The organism is Sphingomonas sp. FW306-05-A, from assembly GCF_058782275.1.
The window spans coordinates 1,539,250-1,560,113 of the sequence record NZ_JBYSXN010000001.1 but is presented as its reverse complement, the minus strand read 5'-3'; the positions used below and the strand labels follow the sequence as shown (position 1 = coordinate 1,560,113).

General features: G+C 65.1%; 18 protein-coding genes and 2 tRNA genes. 9 read left to right on the top strand and 11 right to left on the bottom strand.

Annotated elements, in window-relative coordinates:
• Positions 1–80 precede the first annotated feature (80 nt).
• On the bottom strand, positions 81–1,001 hold the full coding sequence (cysK, locus tag AC3WJR_RS07065; RefSeq protein WP_492723435.1) for a cysteine synthase A: 921 nt from the start codon (positions 999–1,001) through the stop codon (positions 81–83).
• Entirely contained in the window at positions 998–2,278 is a 1,281-nt protein-coding gene (locus AC3WJR_RS07060) for an MFS transporter (protein ID WP_492723434.1), read from the bottom strand. Before AC3WJR_RS07060 ends, cysK begins: the two co-directional genes overlap by 4 nt.
• A 173-nt stretch (positions 2,279–2,451) precedes the next feature.
• Between AC3WJR_RS07060 and pdhA the strand changes: the two genes are divergently transcribed.
• Both pdhA and AC3WJR_RS07050 read left to right on the top strand, forming a co-directional pair.
• A complete protein-coding gene (pdhA, locus tag AC3WJR_RS07055) occupies positions 2,452–3,495 on the top strand; it encodes a pyruvate dehydrogenase (acetyl-transferring) E1 component subunit alpha (protein WP_354280854.1) in 1,044 nt (347 codons plus the stop codon).
• On the top strand, positions 3,495–4,916 hold the full coding sequence (locus AC3WJR_RS07050; protein WP_354280856.1) for a pyruvate dehydrogenase complex E1 component subunit beta: 1,422 nt from the start codon (positions 3,495–3,497) through the stop codon (positions 4,914–4,916). Before pdhA ends, AC3WJR_RS07050 begins: the two co-directional genes overlap by 1 nt.
• Positions 4,917–4,996: 80 nt before the next feature.
• On the opposite strand, the gene AC3WJR_RS07045 is transcribed toward AC3WJR_RS07050, so the two are convergent.
• The 3 genes from AC3WJR_RS07045 to AC3WJR_RS07035 are packed head-to-tail and all read right to left on the bottom strand — an operon-like array spanning position 4,997 to position 8,360.
• Positions 4,997–5,761: a TadE/TadG family type IV pilus assembly protein gene (locus AC3WJR_RS07045; RefSeq protein WP_492723433.1), complete on the bottom strand. Its 765-nt coding sequence runs from the start codon at positions 5,759–5,761 to the stop codon at positions 4,997–4,999.
• On the bottom strand, positions 5,758–6,378 hold the full coding sequence (locus AC3WJR_RS07040; protein WP_492723432.1) for a TadE/TadG family type IV pilus assembly protein: 621 nt from the start codon (positions 6,376–6,378) through the stop codon (positions 5,758–5,760). The genes AC3WJR_RS07045 and AC3WJR_RS07040 overlap by 4 nt, the downstream gene beginning before the upstream one ends.
• Positions 6,375–8,360 (bottom strand): TadE/TadG family type IV pilus assembly protein, encoded by a 1,986-nt coding sequence (locus AC3WJR_RS07035; RefSeq protein ID WP_492723431.1) that lies wholly within the window; start codon positions 8,358–8,360, stop codon positions 6,375–6,377. Before AC3WJR_RS07035 ends, AC3WJR_RS07040 begins: the two co-directional genes overlap by 4 nt.
• 123 nt (positions 8,361–8,483) lie before the next feature.
• Between AC3WJR_RS07035 and AC3WJR_RS07030 the strand changes: the two genes are divergently transcribed.
• Complete coding sequence (locus AC3WJR_RS07030; RefSeq protein ID WP_492723430.1) at positions 8,484–9,155, top strand: squalene/phytoene synthase family protein; 672 nt, start codon at positions 8,484–8,486, stop codon at positions 9,153–9,155.
• Positions 9,156–9,212: 57 nt separating this feature from the next.
• The gene (locus AC3WJR_RS07025; RefSeq protein ID WP_492723429.1) at positions 9,213–9,686 is read left to right on the top strand and encodes an EF-hand domain-containing protein; all 474 of its coding nucleotides are present in this window, start codon (positions 9,213–9,215) and stop codon (positions 9,684–9,686) included.
• Positions 9,687–9,690: 4 nt separating this feature from the next.
• Here AC3WJR_RS07025 and trmFO read toward each other — a convergent pair whose 3' ends face one another.
• Positions 9,691–11,022, bottom strand: a complete 1,332-nt coding sequence (gene trmFO, locus AC3WJR_RS07020; RefSeq protein ID WP_492723428.1) for a methylenetetrahydrofolate--tRNA-(uracil(54)-C(5))-methyltransferase (FADH(2)-oxidizing) TrmFO — start codon at positions 11,020–11,022, stop codon at positions 9,691–9,693.
• Positions 11,023–11,154: 132 nt separating this feature from the next.
• Here trmFO and AC3WJR_RS07015 point away from each other — a divergent pair, with 132 nt between their 5' ends.
• Positions 11,155–11,589, top strand: a complete 435-nt coding sequence (locus AC3WJR_RS07015; RefSeq protein WP_492723427.1) for a DUF488 domain-containing protein — start codon at positions 11,155–11,157, stop codon at positions 11,587–11,589.
• An 18-nt stretch (positions 11,590–11,607) separates the two neighbouring features.
• Here AC3WJR_RS07015 and AC3WJR_RS07010 read toward each other — a convergent pair whose 3' ends face one another.
• The 4 genes from AC3WJR_RS07010 to yaaA all read right to left on the bottom strand — a co-directional run bounded on the left by AC3WJR_RS07010 (position 11,608) and on the right by yaaA (position 16,266).
• Entirely contained in the window at positions 11,608–11,964 is a 357-nt protein-coding gene (locus AC3WJR_RS07010) for a DUF952 domain-containing protein (protein WP_492723426.1), read from the bottom strand.
• Positions 11,961–14,732 (bottom strand): DNA gyrase subunit A, encoded by a 2,772-nt coding sequence (gyrA, locus tag AC3WJR_RS07005; protein WP_492723425.1) that lies wholly within the window; start codon positions 14,730–14,732, stop codon positions 11,961–11,963. The genes AC3WJR_RS07010 and gyrA overlap by 4 nt, the downstream gene beginning before the upstream one ends.
• Before the next feature lie 89 nt (positions 14,733–14,821).
• Entirely contained in the window at positions 14,822–15,517 is a 696-nt protein-coding gene (locus AC3WJR_RS07000) for an SDR family NAD(P)-dependent oxidoreductase (protein ID WP_492723424.1), read from the bottom strand.
• Positions 15,514–16,266: a peroxide stress protein YaaA gene (gene yaaA / locus AC3WJR_RS06995; protein WP_492723423.1), complete on the bottom strand. Its 753-nt coding sequence runs from the start codon at positions 16,264–16,266 to the stop codon at positions 15,514–15,516. The genes AC3WJR_RS07000 and yaaA overlap by 4 nt, the downstream gene beginning before the upstream one ends.
• 197 nt (positions 16,267–16,463) lie before the next feature.
• Here yaaA and AC3WJR_RS06990 point away from each other — a divergent pair, with 197 nt between their 5' ends.
• Complete coding sequence (locus tag AC3WJR_RS06990) at positions 16,464–17,744, top strand: tetratricopeptide repeat protein (protein WP_492723422.1); 1,281 nt, start codon at positions 16,464–16,466, stop codon at positions 17,742–17,744.
• A gap of 68 nt (positions 17,745–17,812) precedes the next feature.
• On the opposite strand, the gene AC3WJR_RS06985 is transcribed toward AC3WJR_RS06990, so the two are convergent.
• The gene (locus tag AC3WJR_RS06985; RefSeq protein WP_354280880.1) at positions 17,813–18,280 is read right to left on the bottom strand and encodes an Lrp/AsnC family transcriptional regulator; all 468 of its coding nucleotides are present in this window, start codon (positions 18,278–18,280) and stop codon (positions 17,813–17,815) included.
• A gap of 185 nt (positions 18,281–18,465) precedes the next feature.
• Here AC3WJR_RS06985 and AC3WJR_RS06980 point away from each other — a divergent pair, with 185 nt between their 5' ends.
• The 3 genes from AC3WJR_RS06980 to AC3WJR_RS06970 all read left to right on the top strand — a co-directional run bounded on the left by AC3WJR_RS06980 (position 18,466) and on the right by AC3WJR_RS06970 (position 20,818).
• On the top strand, positions 18,466–20,202 hold the full coding sequence (locus AC3WJR_RS06980; RefSeq protein WP_492723421.1) for a sensor histidine kinase: 1,737 nt from the start codon (positions 18,466–18,468) through the stop codon (positions 20,200–20,202).
• Positions 20,203–20,551: 349 nt separating this feature from the next.
• Positions 20,552–20,628: transfer RNA gene (locus tag AC3WJR_RS06975), tRNA-Ile, on the top strand.
• Between the two features lie 113 nt (positions 20,629–20,741).
• Positions 20,742–20,818: transfer RNA gene (locus AC3WJR_RS06970), tRNA-Pro, on the top strand.
• Positions 20,819–20,864: the final 46 nt, after the last annotated feature.

Genomic DNA, 20,864 nt, shown 5'->3' with positions numbered 1-20,864 from the left:
GGCAGTCCAGCAGAACTGACTCTCGGTGAGACACCCCCCACCCCCAACCCCTCCCCTGAAGGGGAGGGGCTTTCCGTGGATCAGCTTTCCGGCAGGAAGTCGGGAACCGACAGATACCGTTCGCCGGTATCATAGTTAAACCCGAGCACGCGGACGTCGTCCGGCAAGTCGGGCAGCTTCTGCAGGATCGCGGCCAGCGTCGCGCCCGAGCTGATCCCGACGAGCATCCCTTCCTCGGCGGCCGAGCGGCGCGCCATGTCCTTGGCGACAGCGGCATCGACCTTGATCGCGCCGTCGATCGCCTGGGTGTGCAGATTGGCGGGGACGAACCCTGCGCCGATACCCTGGATCGGATGCGGACCGGGCGTGCCGCCAGAGATGACCGGCGATGCTTCCGGCTCGACCGCATAGACCTTGAGGTTGGGCCATTCCTTCTTGAGCGCTTCGGCGACGCCGGTGATGTGGCCGCCGGTGCCCACACCGGTGATGATCACGTCGATCGGCGAATCGCGGAAGTCGTTGAGGATCTCGATCGCGGTCGTGTGAACGTGGACGTCAATGTTGGCGGCGTTCTCGAACTGTTGCGGCATCCAGGCGCCGGGGGTCTGCTCGACCAGTTCGAGCGCACGTTCGATCGCGCCCTTCATGCCCTTTTCGCGCGGGGTCAGGTCGAACGTTGCGCCGTAAGCGAGCATCAAGCGGCGGCGTTCAAGCGACATGCTTTCGGGCATGACGAGGACGAGCTTGTAGCCCTTGACCGCGGCGACCATCGCGAGGCCGACGCCGGTGTTGCCGCTGGTCGGCTCGATGATCGTCCCGCCGGGCTGGAGGTGCCCGTCGCGTTCCGCCGCCTCGATCATCGCGAGCGCGATGCGGTCCTTGATCGACCCGCCGGGGTTGGAGCGTTCCGACTTGATCCAGACTTCGGCGCCGGGGAAGAGCTTCTGGATACGGACGTGCGGCGTGTTGCCGATCGTATCCAGGATGGTGTTCGCCTTCATGATTGCGCAACTCCTGCTGGGGTCTTTGTTAGGGCTATGTCGGGCTGGTCGAAGGTCTTGGCAAGCCTGAGCTCGGGAAACAGGCGGACCCACAGGATCGTCACGACGATCGCACCGATGCCGCCGAACAGCACCGCGCCGACCGGGCCGAGCAACGCCGCCAGCAATCCGCTCTCCGCTTCACCGAGCTCGTTCGAGGCCGAGATCGTCAGCTGCGACACCGCGCTGACGCGACCGCGCATCGAGTCCGGGGTGTGCAGCTGGATCAGCGATTGGCGGACATAGACCGACACCATGTCGCCACAGCCCGCGATCGCGAGTGCTGCCGAACTGAGCCAGAGATTGCGCGACAGGCCGAACACGATGACCGCGGCACCGAACACCATAACCGCGATCAGCATCTTGACCCCGACGTTGGTCTTCATCGGGCGGACCGAGAAAAACAGAGCGGTGACGGTTGCGCCCGCGCCCATACTTGCCGCGAGCAGGCCGAGCCCTTGCGGGCCGACGTGGAGGATATCGCGCGCGAACACCGGGAGCAGCGCGGTTGACCCCGCGAGCAGCACCGCGAACAGGTCGAGCGTGATCGTCGCCAGCACGAGGCGGTTGTTGCGGACATAAGCGAACCCCTGCGCGATCCGCGCGAGCGGGCGCTGGTCGGGCTGGGCGGGGGGCTGCGGCACCGGGCCGATTAGGAACATCGTCGCCAGCGCCAGCGTCAGCAATCCGACCACGACTGCGTAGGCAACGTCGGGATGGACCGCGAACAGCAGCCCGCCGAGGCTCGGCCCCGCGATCGACCCGACCTGCCATGCGATCGAACTCACCGCGATCGCGGTCGGCAGGCTTTCCCGCGGAACGAGGTTGGGTGCGAGCGCGGAATAGGCTGGGCCGGAGAAGGCGCGGACGATGCCGAACACCACGGCGGCGGTGAACAGCGCGGTTAGCGTTAGCGCGTGCGTCGCGGTCAGCACGCCGAGCGTCGCCGCGGTCAGCAACATGATCGTCGTCGTCACGCGCACGATCCAGCGGCGATCGACCGAATCGGCGACGAGACCCACCACCGGCGTCAGCACGAACAGCGGAATGAACTGCGCCGCGCCGATCATGCCGAGCAGGAACGCCGCTTCGCGAATCCCCATGGTGGCGCGGGCGAGGCTGTAGACCTGCCAGCCGACGATCAGCGCCATCGCGGTGATCGCAACCGTCCCCGACAGACGCGATGCCCAATAGGCGCGGAAGTTGGGAATACGAAAGGGATGCGGTGCCTCTGCCATCGCCTCATCCCTTAGGCGCAGCCGCGCGCGCGCCGCAATCATCGTCTTGCTTGGCCCGTGGAAACTTCTGTTCGTCCCGGCGACGCCAGGGATTTGATGCGGGACATTGATATACGCGCAACAACGGGCCTATAGGCTCGCGACATTATCCCAGGATACGAGGTTGATCGTCCGTGGCCAAAGCCCCCGCCCTTCGTAAAGCTGAACCTCCGGTCCCGAACCGCGAGCGTCCCGATGAACCGACGCCTTACCAGGCTTCGAAGGACGAGCTGATCGAGTTCTACAAGCAGATGTTGCTGATCCGTCGTTTCGAGGAAAAGGCGGGCCAGTTGTACGGCCTCGGCCTGATCGGCGGCTTCTGCCATCTCTACATCGGCCAGGAAGCCGTCGCCGTCGGCCTGCAGTCCGCGCTGACCCCGGTCGACAGCGTCATCACCGGGTATCGCGACCACGGCCACATGCTGCTCTGCGGCATCCCGCCGCAGGACGTGATGGCCGAGCTTACGGGGCGTGCCGCCGGCATCTCCAAGGGCAAGGGCGGCTCGATGCACATGTTCTCCGTCGAACATAAGTTCTACGGCGGGCATGGTATCGTCGGCGCGCAGGTCTCGCTCGGCACCGGGCTCGGCTTCAGCCACAAGTACAAGGGCGACGGCGGCGTTTGCCTCGCCTACTTCGGCGACGGTGCTGCCAACCAGGGCCAGGTCTACGAGAGCTTCAACATGGCCGAGCTGTGGAAGCTCCCGGTCATCTACGTCATCGAAAACAACCAGTACGCGATGGGCACGAGCGTCAACCGCGCCTCGGCCGAGGACCAGCTCTATCGCCGTGGCGAGAGCTTCCGCATCCCGGGCATCCAGGTCGACGGCATGGACGTGCTGGCGTGCCGTGGCGCCGCCGAAGAGGCACTCGCCTGGGTTCGCGCGGGGAAGGGGCCGATCATCCTCGAGATGAAGACCTATCGCTATCGTGGCCACTCGATGTCCGACCCTGCGAAATATCGCAGCCGCGAGGAAGTCCAGGCGGTTCGCGACAAGTCCGATCCGATCGAGCACGTCAAGAAGCTGCTCGAGGAGCAGGGCGTCACCGAGGGCGATCTCAAGGGGGTCGAACAGGAGATCCGCAAGATCGTCAACGAAGCTGCCGATTTCGCTGAACAGACGCCCGAGCCCGATGCGGCCGAGCTCTATACCGACGTTCTGGTGGAAAAATACTGATGCCGATTGAGATCAAGATGCCCGCGCTTTCCCCCACGATGGAGGAAGGCACGCTCGCCAAGTGGCTGGTCAAGGAAGGCGACGTCGTCAAATCGGGCGACATCATGGCCGAAATCGAGACCGACAAGGCGACGATGGAATTCGAAGCGGTCGACGAAGGCACGATCGGCAAGATCCTCGTCGCCGAGGGGACCGACAACGTGAAGGTCGGCACCGTCATCGCGACGCTCGACGCCGAGGGCGAAGAGCCGTCGTCGGGCGAGCGTGCGGGCGATTCCGCTAACGCGCAGCCGAAGGAAGCGCAGCCCGCCGACAAGGCACCGCCCGCGCCCGAAAGCAACGTGCCGATGGCCGCCGAGAGCGGCACGCAGCAGCTTCACGCCGCGGCCGAGCAGAAGGCCAAGGTCAGCGACCCCGCGATCCCCGAGGGGACCGAGATGGTCAAGATCACGCTGCGCGAAGCCCTCCGCGACGCGATGGCCGAGGAAATGCGCGCCGACGAGCGCGTGTTCGTGATCGGTGAGGAAGTCGCGCAATATCAGGGCGCGTACAAGGTCACGCAGGGCTTGCTGGCTGAGTTCGGCGACAAGCGCGTGATCGATACGCCGATCACCGAATACGGCTTTGCCGGTGTCGGTGCTGGCGCGGCGATGGGCGGGCTTCGCCCGATCGTCGAGTTCATGACCTTCAACTTCGCGTTGCAGGCGATCGATCACATCATCAACTCGGCCGCCAAGACCAACTACATGTCGGGTGGCCAGATGCGCTGCCCGATCGTGTTCCGTGGTCCCAACGGCGCGGCGTCGCGCGTCGGCGCACAGCATTCGCACAACTTCGCGGCATGGTATGCGAGCGTCCCGGGCCTGATCGTCATCGCGCCTTATGACGCGGCGGATGCCAAGGGCCTGATGAAGGCGGCGATCCGCACCGAGGATCCGGTCGTGTTCCTCGAGAACGAGCTGCTCTATGGCCGCACGTTCGAAGTCCCCAAGCTCGACGATTACGTTCTGCCGATCGGCAAGGCGCGGATCATGCGCGAGGGCAAGGACGTGACGATCGTCAGCTATTCGATCGGCGTGGGCCTTTCGCTCGAAGCGGCCGAGAAGCTGGCAGAAGAGGGGATCGACGCCGAGGTGATCGATCTGCGCACGCTGCGTCCGCTCGATACCGAGACGGTGCTGGCGAGCCTCAAGAAGACCAATCGTCTGGTCATCGCCGAAGAGAATTGGGCGACCTGCTCGATCGCTTCGGAAATCCAGGCGGTCTGCATGGAGCAGGGCTTCGACGACCTCGATGCGCCGGTGCTGCGCGTCACCAACGAGGACGTGCCGATGCCGTATGCGGCGAACCTCGAGAAGCTGATGCTCGTCACCAGCGACAAGATCGTGGCAGCCGTGAAGAAGGTAACCTATCGGGGCTGAGGCTTCGACCGGATCGGTAAGCCATGACGGCGCGGGAAGGCAGCTTCCCGCGCCGTTGTGCGTTTGGCGGGGGCTGCCAGTTAGCTGGTGTACAGATCGCAGGTCGACCGCTTTGCGGTCGGCGAAGGGTTCGAGACCAGCGCGAACGTACGCCGGTCGCGGACGATGAACGACGCGACTGACCGAAGCTGCTGCGATCCGAGCAACCATGTCCCTGTCACCGGCACATATCTGTAGTTGATCTCCACAAACATCACGCCCGAGTTCTTGGGCGCGAGGACCTTCTGGTCCGGATCACCCATCCCGCCGGTAATGACGCTCCCCGGATGGCTCGCCGAATCGTCGGTTCCGTCGGTCCTGGTATTGATGCCGGCGGTCGGATCGTAGCTGGCGGCGGTATCTTCCGCAGTCGACGGCGTGCTCCCTTTGATCGTCGTGCGGCCGTAGCTCGAATCGTAACCGGCGCCCTTTTGCAACCCGATGCACCGCTGCCAGTGGATGCGCTGAACGCCCCCGGATTCCTCGAGGCTGGACAGGATGACCCGCCCGTTTGTGGTCAGCTTGATATCGGCGCCCTGCAGCCGCGTGGCCTGGAGCACATCATTGATATCGTATTCGCGCAACTGCTGCTGCGCGAGTTGGTTCGCCACGCCGACCCGCGATGCGTTGTCGGCAAGCGCGAGCGCGATCTGGCTGACCTTGAGGTTGGTCAAGGCGAGGTTCGAAACCTCGATCCCGTACAAACCCACTGCGAGCACGATCGGCAGCGACAGCGCGAATTCGAGCATGGCGACACCGCGGCGATCCGCCCCGAGACGCCGCAACCGGATCGATGGCGCGCTCATGTGCAGATCGTCTTTGGTGCGACGGCAGTCCCGCTCTGCGTCTGGTACGGCTGGTTCTTCAACAGCGTGCTGCCGATGATCGTCTGGGTCGTGGGCCACCCGAACAGCGATGCGACCGGGAAGATGCGCGCGTAGGTGATCTTCATCGTATAGACGGTCACGTCGCTCGCGCCGCCCTGGCCGCTGTTGCCGGGTCCTGCGCTGGCATCCCATTTCAAATTGCCGTTGATGTCGGAATAGCATTCGGTCGTCTGACGGATGCCGTCATTGTTATCGTCGTTGAACGGTTCGGGCCCCGCCTGTGCGAAGCTCGTGAAGTTCGTGCGGGTCGCGCACCAGGTCGCGGCGGCAGGCGTCGTGGCGCACGACGGTGTGATGGTGCCGACCAGCCCCCCCATGATGTTGATCACGCGTTGATCGATCGCGCCGGTCTGATCGGCAGCCCCCTGAATGGTGCTGTCGCGCGCCGCCTTCTGCACCGCGCCGTTGAGGATCGAACGGGCGTAGATCTGGTATGTGAGATCACACAGCCCCATCATCACCATGATCATGACGGGCGCGACGAAGGTGAACTCGACCAGCGTCGCGCCGCGCCGGTCCCCGATCAGGCTCTTCACTTCGATACCCGCAGCATCGCCACCTGCTTGGCGATCGTTTGGAAAGCAGCATCCAACGACTTGTTGTCACTGGCGTAATAGGCTTGCCCTTCAGACGCGCAGGCGGTCAGCTGCGGGGTCAGCGTCTGGCCGAACCCGATCACGAACACCTTGATGTTGCGCGCCTTTGCGGCAGTGCATTCGGCGAGGAAGCGCTGGTTGTGATAGTTTGTGTAGGTCGTCAGGTTGGCCGAATTCCCCGCCGCGACCTGTTTGCGATACGATTCGATCCCGTACATGCCGTAGAGGTCATCGTTGGGCGACATATCGCCGTCGGTCATGAAGACGATGTAGCGGTTGGGTGGGTTGCGGCCCGGCCAGGTCGACGTATCGTCCGCGAAGATCCCGTTGGGCGAGATCATGCGCGTGCCCCAGATCATGCCGGTGTCATGATAGGTACCGCCCTGCGGCACGAAGTCGGACGCGTTGACGTAATTGCTGACCTGGCTCCGCGTGAGCGTGTCGAGGCGCTGCACCGGCTTGCCGCACGATACGTAGCCGGACGCGATGTTGCCGTACATCGTCAGCGCGGTCCAGGTGCCGAGCGTCGTCGTACTGGCTGAGTCGCCATAGGGGTTAGCGCTGTTGGAACCGGTACCTGACCAGTTGTTGTTGATGTTCGAGTTGGACGCCGAGTCCAGCTGCGAAGCCGTGCCACGATAATAGACGACGTCGGGCCACATCGGACGCCACTTGGTCGCCGGGTCGCTGTTCGGAATAAGATCGGGATCGAGGTCGCCGGGAAGATTGTCCTGATCGAAGCTCGTCACGCCGGGCGTTGTGGTGCGTTCTTCGAGGCATCCCTGCCACTTGCTCGTCGCGCCGGTGAATTTGGTCGGATCGGGCACGGTCTGGCCCATCACGAAGTTACCGACGTCGAGCTTCGAATAGTCGTAGATCCAGCGCGGCTTCAACGGTTGGGTCGTCAGCGTGCACGTGCCGCCGTTGGCGGGCGAATAGGTGCGGGTATATTGCGTCGCCTGAGCGTTGGTGGTGTAACCCGTAGCGGGAACACGCCATGTCGTTACGAAGCAATCCGCCGCCTTGACGTTGGTGGCCGAACTGGCGGTTGCGTTCGCCTGGTTCATGTCTTCCTTCCAGCGGCGCGTGTCATAGCTCCAGTTGTTCACCAGATAGAGCGGAAACCCGGAGATATTGACGGTCGGGTCGGTCGGCGACACCGCCGCCACCGCGAAGCCTGCGTTGACCGTCGAGGTGTAGGTGACGAACCCGTAGCGGATATGCGTGGACGGATCGGCGCTGGCGGCGACCGTATCGTAGAAGTTGAGCACCGCGGTCCGCACGCCCGACAGTTTCGAGCCCGAGACTTCCTGCGCATAATAGCCGGTCGTACCGTCGGGGCGCGTGTAGGTCTTTACCGTCGGGCTGCACCCGGACGTCTGAGAGGCGAGGCAAGCCATCGACCCGGTCGTGTCGAGCACGAACATCACGTCGGTATCGGCAACGTCATAGCGCGCTTCGCACGTCACGTTGAGCGTGACCGAGCTGGTGCCGAGGATCTTGGAGACCGTCATCGGGACAGTCGCGGTTGCTTTCGCTTCGACCTGGTTGTCGGCGGTCTTGCTCGGCGTGAAACCGACCTTGGTCGTGCCGAGATACCCCGCCGTCGCTGGCGACGCGGTGTCCTTCTTGAAATTGTTGGCAAAGAACGCCTGCGCCTGCGCCACCGCGTCAGCATCGAGCGTCGTGTTGTTGCTGTCGGTCATTCCCTTGCGCCCAGCCAGCGCGCCTGCGTCGCAGGCTTGCTGCAACCGCGTCTTGACGACATAGAGACGGCTCATGTCGACGGCGGATCCTACCAGCCCGGTCAACGGGATCAAGAACATCGCCATCATGGCCAGCGTGTTGCCACGGACGTCGCGTGCCAATGTCGACAGCAGCCCGCGCGGGGGCGCTTTTTTCCTGGGTGCTTGCCCCGTCATGCTGCCTTCGTCCCTTGTTACGCATTCGCACGCTTCGGCCAGCGCTATGCCGCAGAAGGGAATAATCGCGCGTGATCGATCATGGTTAAGGCGCGCTAACCATCTGCATTCCGGGGGAACTCTGTGAACGGCGCGCAACATCCCGAACAGGCGCTCGCGCTGTCCTATGCACCTGTGAATTTGCGGGCCGGGGTGGAGGCATTGTTCACGCTCGACGAGACGCTCGGCCAGATCCTGCGGACCACGCGGGAACCGATGGTGGGGCAGATGCGGCTGACCTGGTGGCATGAAGCGCTCGCCGCGCTCGACACCGCGCCGCCGCCCGCGCAACCGGTGCTGCGCGCGCTGGCAGCGGAAGTGGTGGCGCGTGGTGTCAGCGGGGCGGATCTGGCCGGGATGATCGACGGCTGGGAGGTTCTGCTGGAACCCGATCCGCTCGATGCCGCGATGCTCGATCTCTATGCGGCACAGCGGGGCGGGAGGCTGTTCGTGCTGGCGGGCAGGATCCTGGGGGCAGGCCCGGGTGATCCGCTCGACCGCGCCGGGGCGGGGTGGGCGCTTGCCGATCTTGCCCGGCATTCGCGCGATGCCGGCGCGGCGGCGTTGCCGCGCGAACTGGCCGGGGCCGCCCTGCACGATGCGATGCGCGTCCGCTGGAGCGGCTCGGTCCGGTCGCTCGGTGCGATGACGTTGAGCGCCCGGATGGATCTTGCGGCACCCGCCGGTGCGGCAGTGCCGACCACCTCGCCGGCGCGGGTTGCGCGGCTCGCCTGGCATCGGCTTTCGGGGCGATAGGCTTTCCCGGCGCCTGCAAACCCGATAGCTTTGGGACGGGGATAGGGGGGATAGCAGATGTGGCGGTATATCGTGGGGTGCCTGGCGACGCTTGCGTTGGTCACGGCAGGGGTGTTGATGCTCAATCGCAATGCGCGCTCGGTTGCTGCGCTACCGCAGGCGGCGTTGCTGCAAGGCGTGGAGGGACCGGGACTGCCCGACGTGGCGCCTGCCGCGAGCGAACAGACCCGCGCGGCGAGGCGGTTCGATCGCTACGATCAGGACAGCAACGGATCGGTCGCGCGCGAGGAGTATCTGGCACCGCGGCGCAAGGCATTCGCCCGGCTCGACGCCAACCACGATGGCGCGCTGTCGTTCGACGAATGGGCGGTCAAGACGGAGGCGCGGTTCGCCGAAGCGGACAAGGACAAGTCGGGGACGATGACGCCGACCGAATTCGTGGCGACCGCACCCAAGCGCAAGCCGCCGCGTATTCGGCGGGACTGTCCCGCGCCCGAAGCCGCCGCCACCACGCCGGGCGACGACGGCTGAGCGGTCACGCCACCGCGAGCCAGTCGCCAAGCGCGGTGCGCGCACGGTCGGTGTACATCTTCTTGCGATCGGCTTTCTTGGTCCGGCCGGGGATCGGCGGGAACAGCCCGAAGTTGACGTTCATCGGCTGGTAGGTATCCGCAACGGCCGCACCGGTGATGTGATGCAGCAACGCGCCGAGCGCGGTCGTCACCGGCGGCGGCGTCATCGCGCGACCGCCCAGTTCGGCGACTGCAAACCGCCCCGCCATCAGCCCGACCGCAGCACTTTCGACATAGCCTTCGCAGCCGGTGATCTGTCCGGCGAAGCGGACGTTCGGGCGCGACTTCAGCCGCAGCGTCGGGTCGAGCAATTCGGGCGAGCGGATGAAGGTGTTGCGGTGCAGGCCCCCCAGCCGCGCGAACTCGGCATTCTCGAGCCCTGGGATCGTACGGAACAGGCGGACCTGTTCGGAATGCTTGAGCTTGGTCTGGAAGCCGACGATATTCCACAGCGTTCCACTGGCATTGTCCTGCCGCAACTGCACGACCGCATAGGGCCAGCGCCCGGTGCGCGGATCATCGAGGCCAACCGGCTTCATCGGCCCGTAGCGCAGCGTATCGACCCCGCGCGAGGCCGCGACTTCGATGGGCATGCAGCCTTCGAAATAGGGGGTGTTCTGCTCCCATTCCTTGAACTCGGTCTTCTCGCCCTCGATCAGCCCGGTGTGGAAGGCGATATACTGCTCCTGGTTAAGCGCGCAGTTGATGTAGTCCTTGCCTTCGCCCTTGTTCCAGCGCGACTGGAACCACGCGGTCTCCATGTCGATGCTGTCGAAATGGACGATCGGCGCGATCGCATCGAAGAACGCGAGCGAATCGGCACCCGTCGCGGATCCGATGCTCGACGCGAGCCCGGCCGCAGTCAGCGGGCCGGTCGCGACGATCACGGGCGTGTCCGGCAGCGTGTCGACGCGTTCCCGCACGACCGTGATGTTGGGATGTCCCCCCAGCGCAGCAGTGACGCCCGCCGAGAAACCGTCCCGATCGACCGCAAGCGCGGACCCGGCGGGGACCTTGTGGATGTCAGCTTCGCGCAGGATCAGCGATCCCAGCGTCCGCATCTCCTGGTGGATCAACCCGACCGCATTGCTGTCCGCATCGTCCGATCGAAAGCTGTTGGAGCAGACCAGCTCGGCCAGCCCGTCGGTCTGATGCGCGGGCGTCATTTCGCCGCCACGGTCCGCGGGCGCGCCGCGCATTTCCGAAAGCCGGACCTTGAAGCCCGCCTCGGCGAGCTGCCATGCGGCCTCAGACCCGGCGAGGCCGCCGCCGATGATGTGAATGTCCTGTGTCATGCCGGTCTCTTTGGCCATCACGGCACACCGGTCAACCATTCCTCCGCAGGTCGGGGTGCTTGCGACCGGGTAACCCACGATACCATATGGCTATTGGCGGCACGGTTCGTCGCTCGATCAGGAACGCCTTGCATGAAAATCTTCACGATCGGCTATGAGGCCGCGACGATGGACGGGTTCCTGTCCGCGCTCACCAGGGCGGGAGTCGTCCGCATCATCGACGTTCGCGCGCTACCCCTGTCGCGGCGGCCGGGGTTCTCCAAGACGTCGCTGGCGGCGTCGCTCGCTACCGTCGGGATCGACTATGTCCACCTGAAGGCGCTGGGCACGCCCAAGGCGGGGCGCGATGCCGCCAAGAAGGGTGACGTGGAAACGCTCGAGGCGGTCTACGCCGATCAGCTCGAGCTTCCCGAGGCGCAGGTGCAGGCGGCACGAATGCTCGAACTCGCGGCGGAACGGCCTAGCGCGTTGCTATGCTACGAACGCGACCCCCGGCATTGCCACCGTACGCTGCTGCTGGAGGCGGAGGCACAGGGGGCCGAGGTCGTCGACCTGTATGTCGATTAGGGCGAAGATTGGCGGCCATCAGCCCGCGACGGGCAGGGCCACCTTGCCATTCTCGTCACGCGTCAACGGACCGTAGGCAATCACCGTCTCGAGCAGTAACGGCCCGCCATACAGGTGCGGGAACATCTGCCCGCCGCGCGACTCTTCCCACTTCAGCCCCGATCCGAACGATCCGAGATCGACCGCTGCGAGATGCAGATCGCTTTGCCCGGCGAAATGCTTGTCGACGGTTTCGGTGAGTTGATCCGCCGTCGACAGATGGATGTAGCCATCGGCAAGGTCGACCGGCGCACCGGCGAAGGACCCTTCCGTCTCCAGCGTCGTCATCTGCTCGGCAGTGAGCACCTTGTAGGCAGTAAGGGGCAGGTCGCTCATTCACCATCCTCCGGACCAGCCGCGCTGTCGTCGCTCGTGTCCGCGCCGTCGTCCGGCGCAAGCTCGATCTTGGTCAGGTCGCGGACGTCCGCCTCGGCATCGCCTTCGGCTTCCTCGATCCGCGCCGCCGAGACGACATGCTCGTTCTTGCCGACATCGAACAGCCGCACGCCCGCCGAGTTCCGCCCGATCACGCGCATCGACCCGAGCGTGGTGCGGATCACCTTCGCCTGGTCGGTGACGAGCATCAGCTGGTGGCCCTTGGTTGCGGCGAAGCTCGCGACGACCGGACCGTTGCGCGGGATGTTGTCGATGTTGGTGATGCCCTGGCCACCACGACCGCTGCGGCGATAGTCATAGGCCGACGACAGCTTGCCGTAGCCATTGGCGCAGACCGTCAGGATGAACTGCTCGCGCTCCATCAGTTCCTGATAGCGGCCCGTGTCCATCGTCGGCTCACCGTCGCGCTCGCCCTTCCACGGCGCGAAACGGAGGTAATCCTCGCGTTCCTCGGGCGTAGCGCCGACGCGGTGGAGGATCGAAAGCGAGATGACCTTGTCGTCGCCCTTGAGCAACATGCCGCGCACGCCGGTCGAGTTGCGACTCTGGAACTCGCGGACTTCGTCGGCGGCGAAGCGGATCGCCTTGCCGGCGCGCGTCGCGAGCAGGACGTCGTCATGCTCGCTGAGCAAAGCAACGCCGATCAGCCGGTCCTCGGCATCGATGCCTTCGAACTTCATCGCGATCTTGCCTGCGGTGGGCACATTGGTGAACGCGTCCATCGAGTTGCGCCGCACGCTGCCGCCCGCGGTCGCGAACATCACGTGGAGCTTGGCCCATTCGGCCTCGTCCTCCGGCAGCGCCAGCACGGTCGAGATCGTCTCGCCATCGGCGAGCGGGAGCAGGTTGATCATCGGACGACCACGCGTGGCGGCGCCACCTTCGGGAAGCTTCCAGACCTTCATCCGGTAGACCTTGCCGAGCGTCGAGAAGAACAGGACCGGGGTGTGGGTGCTCGTCACGAATAGGTTCGTGATCGCGTCCTCGTCCTTGGTCGCCATGCCGGCGCGGCCCTTGCCGCCGCGCGCCTGTGCGCGGAACGTGTCGAGCGTGGTGCGCTTGATATAGCCCTGCATCGTCACGGTGACGACCATGTCCTCGCGCTCGATCAGATCCTCGTCGTCGATGCCATCGGCGGCAGCGGCGATTTCGGTCTTGCGCGGCGTCGCGAATTCGGCGCGGACCGCGACGAGTTCCTCGCGCATGACCGCGTACAGCTTCGCGCGGTTGCCGAGGATCTCGAGCAGTTCGGAGATCGAATCGGCGAGGCCCTGAAGCTCGTTGCCGATCTCGTCGCGGCCCAGCGCGGTGAGGCGGTGGAGGCGCAGATCGAGGATCGCGCGGACCTGCGCTTCGGACAGGCGATAGGTGTCGCCGGTGACTTCGGCTTCGACCGCCTCGACCAGCTTGATGTAGGGCGCGATCTCGGCGACCGGCCAATCACGGCTGAGCAACGCTTCGCGCGCGGCGGCGGGGCTGGACGATCCACGGATGATCTTGACGACTTCGTCGAGGTTGGTGACCGCGATGACGAGGCCGAGCAACAGATGCGCACGCTCGCGTGCCTTGGCCAGTTCGAACTTCGAGCGCCGCGTGATCACTTCCTCGCGGAAGGTGATGAACGACGTCAGGATGTCGCGCAGGTTGAGCAGCTCGGGCCGACCGCCGCGAATCGCGAGCATGTTGGCGGGGAAGCTCGATTGCGCGGGCGTGTGCCGCCACAACTGGTTGAGCACGACATCCGGGGTCGCATCGCGCTTCAGGTCGATGACGATGCGGACGCCTTCGCGGTTCGATTCGTCGCGAATGTCGCTGACGCCTTCGATCCGCTTTTCCTTGGCGGCGTCGGCGATCTTTTCGACCAGGCCGTTCTTGCCGGTCTGGAACGGGATTGCGGTCAGGACGATCGAGCGACGGTCGCCGCGGCCTTCCTCGATGACGTAGCGCGAGCGCACGATCACCGAGCCACGTCCGGTCTCATACGCCGAACGCGCGCCTGCGCGGCCGAGGATGATCGCGCCGGTCGGGAAATCGGGGCCGGGGACGATCTCAATCAGTTCGTCGGTGGTCACTTCATCGCGCGCGCCGGTCGCGGCGTCGATCAGCGCGAGCGTCGCATCGACGACTTCGCCGAGATTGTGCGGCGGGATGTTGGTCGCCATGCCAACCGCGATGCCGCCTGCGCCGTTGACGAGCAGGTTGGGGAAGCGCGCCGGGAGCACCGCAGGCTCGCGCTCGGAGCCGTCATAGTTGGGGACGAAGTCGACGGTGTCCTTGTCGATATCCTCGAGCAGCGAATTCGCGACCTTGGCGAGACGCGCCTCGGTATAGCGCATTGCCGCAGGCGGATCGGGATCCATCGAGCCGAAGTTGCCCTGACCGTCCATCAACGGCACGCGCATCGACCAGTCCTGCGTCATGCGCGCGAGGGCGTCGTAGATCGAGCTGTCGCCGTGCGGGTGATATTTACCCATCGCATCACCGACGATGCGTGCGCACTTGCGATACGGCCGGTTGTAGACGAACCCGCTTTCGGACGCGGACCAGAGAATGCGGCGGTGGACCGGCTTCAGGCCGTCCCGAACGTCGGGCAATGCGCGCGCGACGATCACGCTCATCGCATAGTCGAGGTAGCTCGACTTCATCTCGTCGACGATCGAGATCGGGGCAATATCGGAAGGGTCGGCGAGTAGCGTCTCGTCGGTCAATTTGCGGCGCCTTAGGCTGTGTTACGGGATTGCGACAACCCTAGCGGGTCGTGCGGGTGAATGCCACCCCCGAGCGGCATCCGAAACGATCAGAAGGGGACTTCTCCGCCCTCGTAATCGAACAGCTTGCCGCTGTCGGGAACCTTCAATCCTTCGATCGTATCGAGCAATTGCAACGCGGCACGCTCGGTATCGAACAAACGCCCCGGCTGGACATTGCCCTGAAACGGCTTGGACAGTGCCGTGTTGACGGTGCCGGGGTGCAGGCCGACGACGATCGCGCGGTCGTTGCGGCGCTTTTCCTCGATCGCAGCGGTCCGGATCAGTTGGTTGAGCGCAGCCTTGGCGGCGCGATACCCGTACCAGCCGCCCAGCTTGTTGTCGGAGATACTCCCCACGCGCGCCGAGAGTGCGGCGAACACACACCGTCCGGTCCTGGGCATGACCGGGAGGAAATGCTTGGCGACGATCGCCGGGCCGATCGCGTTGATCGCGAAGGCACGCGCGAGCCACGCGGGATCGAGCTCGCGCAGTGCCTTTTCGGGGCCGCGTTCGCCTTCGTGCAGCAGGCCGGTCGCGACGATGACCAGGGTGGGAGCAGGGCCCTTGGCGACATGGGCCGCGGCTGCGGCGATCGTGGCTTCCTTCTCCAGATCGAGATGGAGATCGCCCTCGCGCGACCGTGCGAAGCCGTAGACGTGGTCGAACACGCCTTCGTCGAGAATCGCCGTTTCCAGCGCCGCGCCGATCCCGCCGGATGCGCCGATGATGACAGCCGATGTCATGCGCGGGTGAACCTCCAGCGATCTGCGGTGCTTTCGTCCGCGTCGTAGCGATAGCCGTCGCTGTCGAACCCCTTCATAGCCTCGATATCGGTGATCCGGTGTTCGCACAGCCAGCGCGCGACCATGCCGCGCGCCTTCTTGGCGTGAAAACTGACGAAGCGGGGGCCATCGGGGCCGGGTTCGCGGAAATCGACATCGATCACGCGCACATCCTCCAGCTTGTCGGCGACGGCATGGAAATACTCCTGGCTGGCGAGGTTGAGGACGACGCCCGACCCTTCCTCGGCAACGGTATCGCGCACCGCAGTCGCGATCCGGTCGCCCCACCACTCATACAGCGACTTGCGCCGCGGCGCCCAGCGGGTGCCCATTTCGAGGCGATACGGGCGCATCGCGTCGAACGGGCGGAGCAAGCCGTAGAGCCCGGACAACAGGCGGACATGATCCTGCGCGAAGTCGAGCGCGGGGGCATCGAGGGTGGCAGCCTCGAGGCCGGTATAGACGTCACCTGCGAACGCGAACAGCGCGGGCCGCTCGGGCGAATCGGCGAAGGTGGCGAACCGGTCGGCGTTGAGTTTGGCAAGTTTCGGCGAAATGCTCATCAATTCGGACAAGCGTTTTTGCGACAGATGCGCGGCCGCCTTGGCGAGCGTTTGCGCCTCGCTTTCGAACTGTGGGCGGGTCGGTTCGATCGGCGGCAGCGCACTGTCGTAATCGAGCGTTTTGGCGGGGGAGAGCAGGGCAATCATCGTTAGCGGCGGTAGCCCCGCGTCCTTCGCGCGTCAAAGTGTTGCGCATCGTTTCCGAAGGGAACCTCAGCGAGTTCAAGCGTTGTTCAGCCCGGTGGCCGCAATCGGCGTCGCTTGACGGTGGTACCCGTGGCGCTAGAGCGGCTTGGCATTTCCCCCGCAAGGTTGCCCTTTCGAGGCATGAGGAGAGTTCGGCGATGAAGAAGGTTTCGAAGATTGCACTGGCCGGGGCGCTTGTCGTCTCGATCAACGGTGCTGCGCTGATTGCGCCTGCGTTTGCGAAGAAGAAGGAAGAAGCAGCGGCCGGGCCGACGATTTCCAAGGAAGTTCGCGATGGTTTCGTGACGGCGAAGGCCGCGCTGGAAGCAACGCCGAAGGATCTCCCGAAAGCTGAGGCGAGCATCGCCGCGATGGATGCGGCTGCCAAGTCGGATTACGAGAAGTACATCGCGAGCAGCCTGCGTCTCGCGCTCGTCAACGCACAGAGCACGGGCCAGACCGACGCCCAGCGTGCAGCCGCGCTTGCGCCAATGCTCGACGCGCTGATCGCCAACCCGGCGACGCCGAAGAACGAAGTCGCGATCCGCACCAACGAGCGGGCTGGCCTGTCCTTCACGCAGAAGAAGTATGCGGAAGCGGCTGCTGGCTATCAGAAGGCGAAGGACCTCGGATACACCGACGCCGATCTGCTGCTCAACATGGCGCGGTCGAAGGTCGAGGCGGGTGACGTCGACGGTGGCGTCGCAGCACTCGATCAGGCGGTCAAGGCCGAGGAAGCCGCCGGTCGCGTACCGCCGGAAGCCTGGTACAAATATGCGTTCACGCGTCTGTACAAGGCCGGCAAGGACGAAGCGGGCGATGCGTGGACCGCGGGCTGGCTGTCGCATTACGGCACCAAGCAGAACTGGCGCGCGGCGATCTACACGTTCGGCTTCCAGGGGCCGAACGCCGCCAAGTACAGCAAGAACCGCGTCGACCTGTTCCGCCTGATGTGGGCGACCAAGAGCCAGGCGGGCCTGACCGAATATCTGCAATATGCGGATTCGGCGCTCAAGGTCGGCTTGCCGAACGAGGCGAAGGTCGTGCTCGACGAAGGTACCGCGGCCAACGTCGTTCCGGCGACCAACGTGCTCGGCAAGGAACTCGCTGGTCTGGCGAAGACCGGGATCGCGGGCAGCACGCCGGCTGCAACCAAGGAAAAGAACGCCCAGGCTGCGGCCAAGGGTGATCTGGCAGGGCAAGCGGGCGACGCCTATTTCGGCTCGCGCAACTATACCAAGGCCGTCGAGATGTACCGTCTGGCCGAGAGCAAGGGCCCGACCGACGCGGATCGCAACAGCCTGCACCTCGGCATGGCGCTCGCGCTGTCGGGCGACAAGGAAGGTGCCAAGGCGGCACTCGCCAAGGTCGCGAGCGAGCCCAACAAGTCGATCGCACGGCTGTGGCAGACCTATGTCGCGGCACCGCCTGCGGCGTAACGCTTCAACGGCGAACAATAAAAAAGGGCGGTCCGTTCGGGCCGCCCTTTTTCGTGTCCGTTGCGGGTTCAGGAGCTACGGATCGGGATCCCCGGAAGCGACTTGGCGGTCCGGATCGTCAGCGAGGTCTTGACGCTCGCGACGTTCGGCGCAGGCGTCAGCTGGGTCATCAGGATCTCCTGGAAGCCCTTCAGATCACTCGCAACAATCTTCAAGATGAAGTCGATCTCACCGTTCAGCATGTGGCATTCGCGGACTTCCGGGATCGTCGCGACATGCTGTTCGAACGCCGCCAGATCCTGCTCGGCCTGACTGCGCAGGCTGACCATCGCGAACACGGTGATCGGATATCCGAGTGTTGCCGGGTCGATTTCGGCATGGTAGCCGCGGATCGCACCGGCCTCCTCCAGCGCGCGTACACGGCGCAAACACGGCGGCGCGGTCAGCCCTACGCGCTCGGCCAGATCGACGTTGGTCATCCGCCCGTCGTCCTGCAGCAATTCCAGGATGCGTCGGTCGATCGAATCAAAGGACATTACGTAAAGCTCCTTGGCAAAGCGCGTTTGCCATCGTGTCGTTGGCGGGCGATATAATATAATTACCGCGTAACGCAATTGTCCCACATTGCTCCGTCGTAAAATCTTCGGTTTCGAAAGCAGTTGCGTGCGCGTAGAACCGGTGCGACGCTCGACCGTAACGATACCCCCGAGGATTGCCGCCTTTGCGTTTCGACGACAGCCTTGAAACCGTCCTGTCCGGCGACATGACCTCCCCGATCGGTGCGCAACTCGCTTGGCGGCAGCTGGTCGATCTGATCGGGCGCGGGCGTGCGGCTGCCAATGACGACGTCATCGCGCGGTTGCGGATGATCCGCGGATCGGTGGCGCCGCCGGTGCGCACCGCGAGTGCACGCGCGATCGCCGACGCGGCACCACCCCTGGCGCTGGTGATGGTGTTCGCCGAAGACGAGATCGCGGTCGCTACTCCGGTCCTGCGGGGGGCGCAGCTCGCGCCGGCGGACTGGGCGGAGTTGCTGCCGCTTTTGTCCCCGACGGGGCGCTCGATCCTGCGGCATCGACGCGATCTTCCGGGGGAGGTGGTGGCCATGCTGGCAAGCTTCGGCAGCGTGGATTTCGTCCTCGCCCCTCCGGAAACGGTCGACCGTGCGGAGGAAGGCGCGGTGCCGGACGAACGCACGATGCGTTGCCCCGCCTCCGACGACGCGGGGACGGTGGCCGGTCCGATCTTTGGTGTTGCAGAGACGCCGGTCACGACGCCCGCCCAAGCTGGCGAAAATCCGCCGGGCGGATCGTCTGACATCGCCGAGATGCTCAAGCGGATCGCCGCCTATCAGCGTACGCGCGCCGCCACGCTTGCGGAACGCAGCGCGCGGCCCACTGCACCGGAGCAAAGTGTGCCAAGTGATCAATTCGATTTCGAAGCGGACGCCTCGGGCACGATCCGCTGGGTCGATGGGATAGCGCGTGCGGCGCTCGTCGGAATCTCGCTGGCGCAGGCATTCAGCGAGGAGGGGGTGTCCGGGGTCGATCGCGCAGTCGCGGAGGCATTTCGCGCCAGGGTGGATTTCCAGGATTTGCGCCTGTTTGTCGCCGGGAGGTCGGAGGCGGCAGGAACATGGCAGATCAGCGCCGGGCCGGTGTTCGACGGCGCGACCGGCAGCTTCAGCGGTTTTCGCGGAACGGCGAGCCGCGCCGATGCCGACGACCTTGCCGCACCGCCCGTGCCCAACGCGTCCGCGGTGGCCGATGCGTTGCGCCAACTCGTCCACGAACTGCGAACGCCGACCAACGCCATCGCCGGCTTTGCCGAGATGATCGAAACCGAGATGCTCGGTCCGGTCGCCGAGACCTACCGCGAACACGCGACCGACATTCGCCACCAGACGGCAGACTTGCTGGGCGCGATCGAGGACATGGACACGGCCGCGCGGGAGGAGACGGTTGCTGGCCAGCCGCTTGGCGAAGGCGTATCGGTTACCGACATGCTCGATCGGATCGCGACCGATCTTGCCCCGCTCGCAACGCTGCGCGGGGCCACCATCGCGCTGCACGGGCTCGACGAGACGCTGTGTATTGCAGGCGACGGCCGCGCGGTCGAGCGGTTGATCGGCAGGTTGCTGGCAACGCTGGTCGCCGCCGCCCGAGCACGTGAACAGATCGGCGTAGTCGTATCCGCAATCGGACCCGACCGGATCCGTCTGGTGTTCGACCGGCCTCGGGGGCTGGCGAGCCATTCCGATGAAGACCTGGCGACGACCTCCGCGGACGCACCGGACGATGCAGATAGTACACCGACGCTCGGCACCGGCTTTGCGCTGAGGCTGATCGCGAACCTTGCCTCCGAACTGGGTGGTGGGCTCGATATCGGGCGAGAAGCGCTGACCTTGCAGCTGCCGACCAGAACCGCGCGGACACGCGAGCAGGTTTCGCGCCGCTGATCGTGGCCCTGAGCGGCTTCTGCACAATTGCAGTCTGTCTTTGCTGATGGGTTCGCCCCCGCGAGTCGCATTGACGCCGAACACCATGCGCGGCGCGGACACGCTGAAGGCAATTGCGGTCGCATATATCGGCTGCATTCGCTTGCTCGGCTCGGCGTTCCCTCGCTGCCTTTAGGGCATGCCCGTACGCTCCACGGCAGCCATGTTGAGGGTTCGCCGCAAATCCAGTGTTGTGACAGCCTGTTGTTACGGATTTCGCACGACGCGGGGCCAGGGCGGCATCGCCGCGCGAGGTGATTCTGTCTGCAGGCTTGCCAGCGGCGGGCGGTGGACGCTAACGGAGAGGGGGGGGCCTGTAGCTCAACTGGTTAGAGCTGGCCGCTCATAACGGCTAGGTTGCGGGTTCAAGTCCTGCCGGGCCCACCATTCTTCGCTTGCCTTCCGCAACCGCGCACGGCAAAGCCGCGCGGAGCGGCGCTGATGCGCCGCAGTCCGGAGATCCGGGCAGGGCGGAACGATCCGCCTCGCCCAAATGGGATCGGGGAGTGGCGCAGTCCGGTAGCGCGCCTGCTTTGGGAGCAGGATGTCGCAGGTTCGAATCCTGTCTCCCCGACCATTCTTTTTACAGCTCAGGTATCGCAGATCTCCGCGCCTACCTTGCG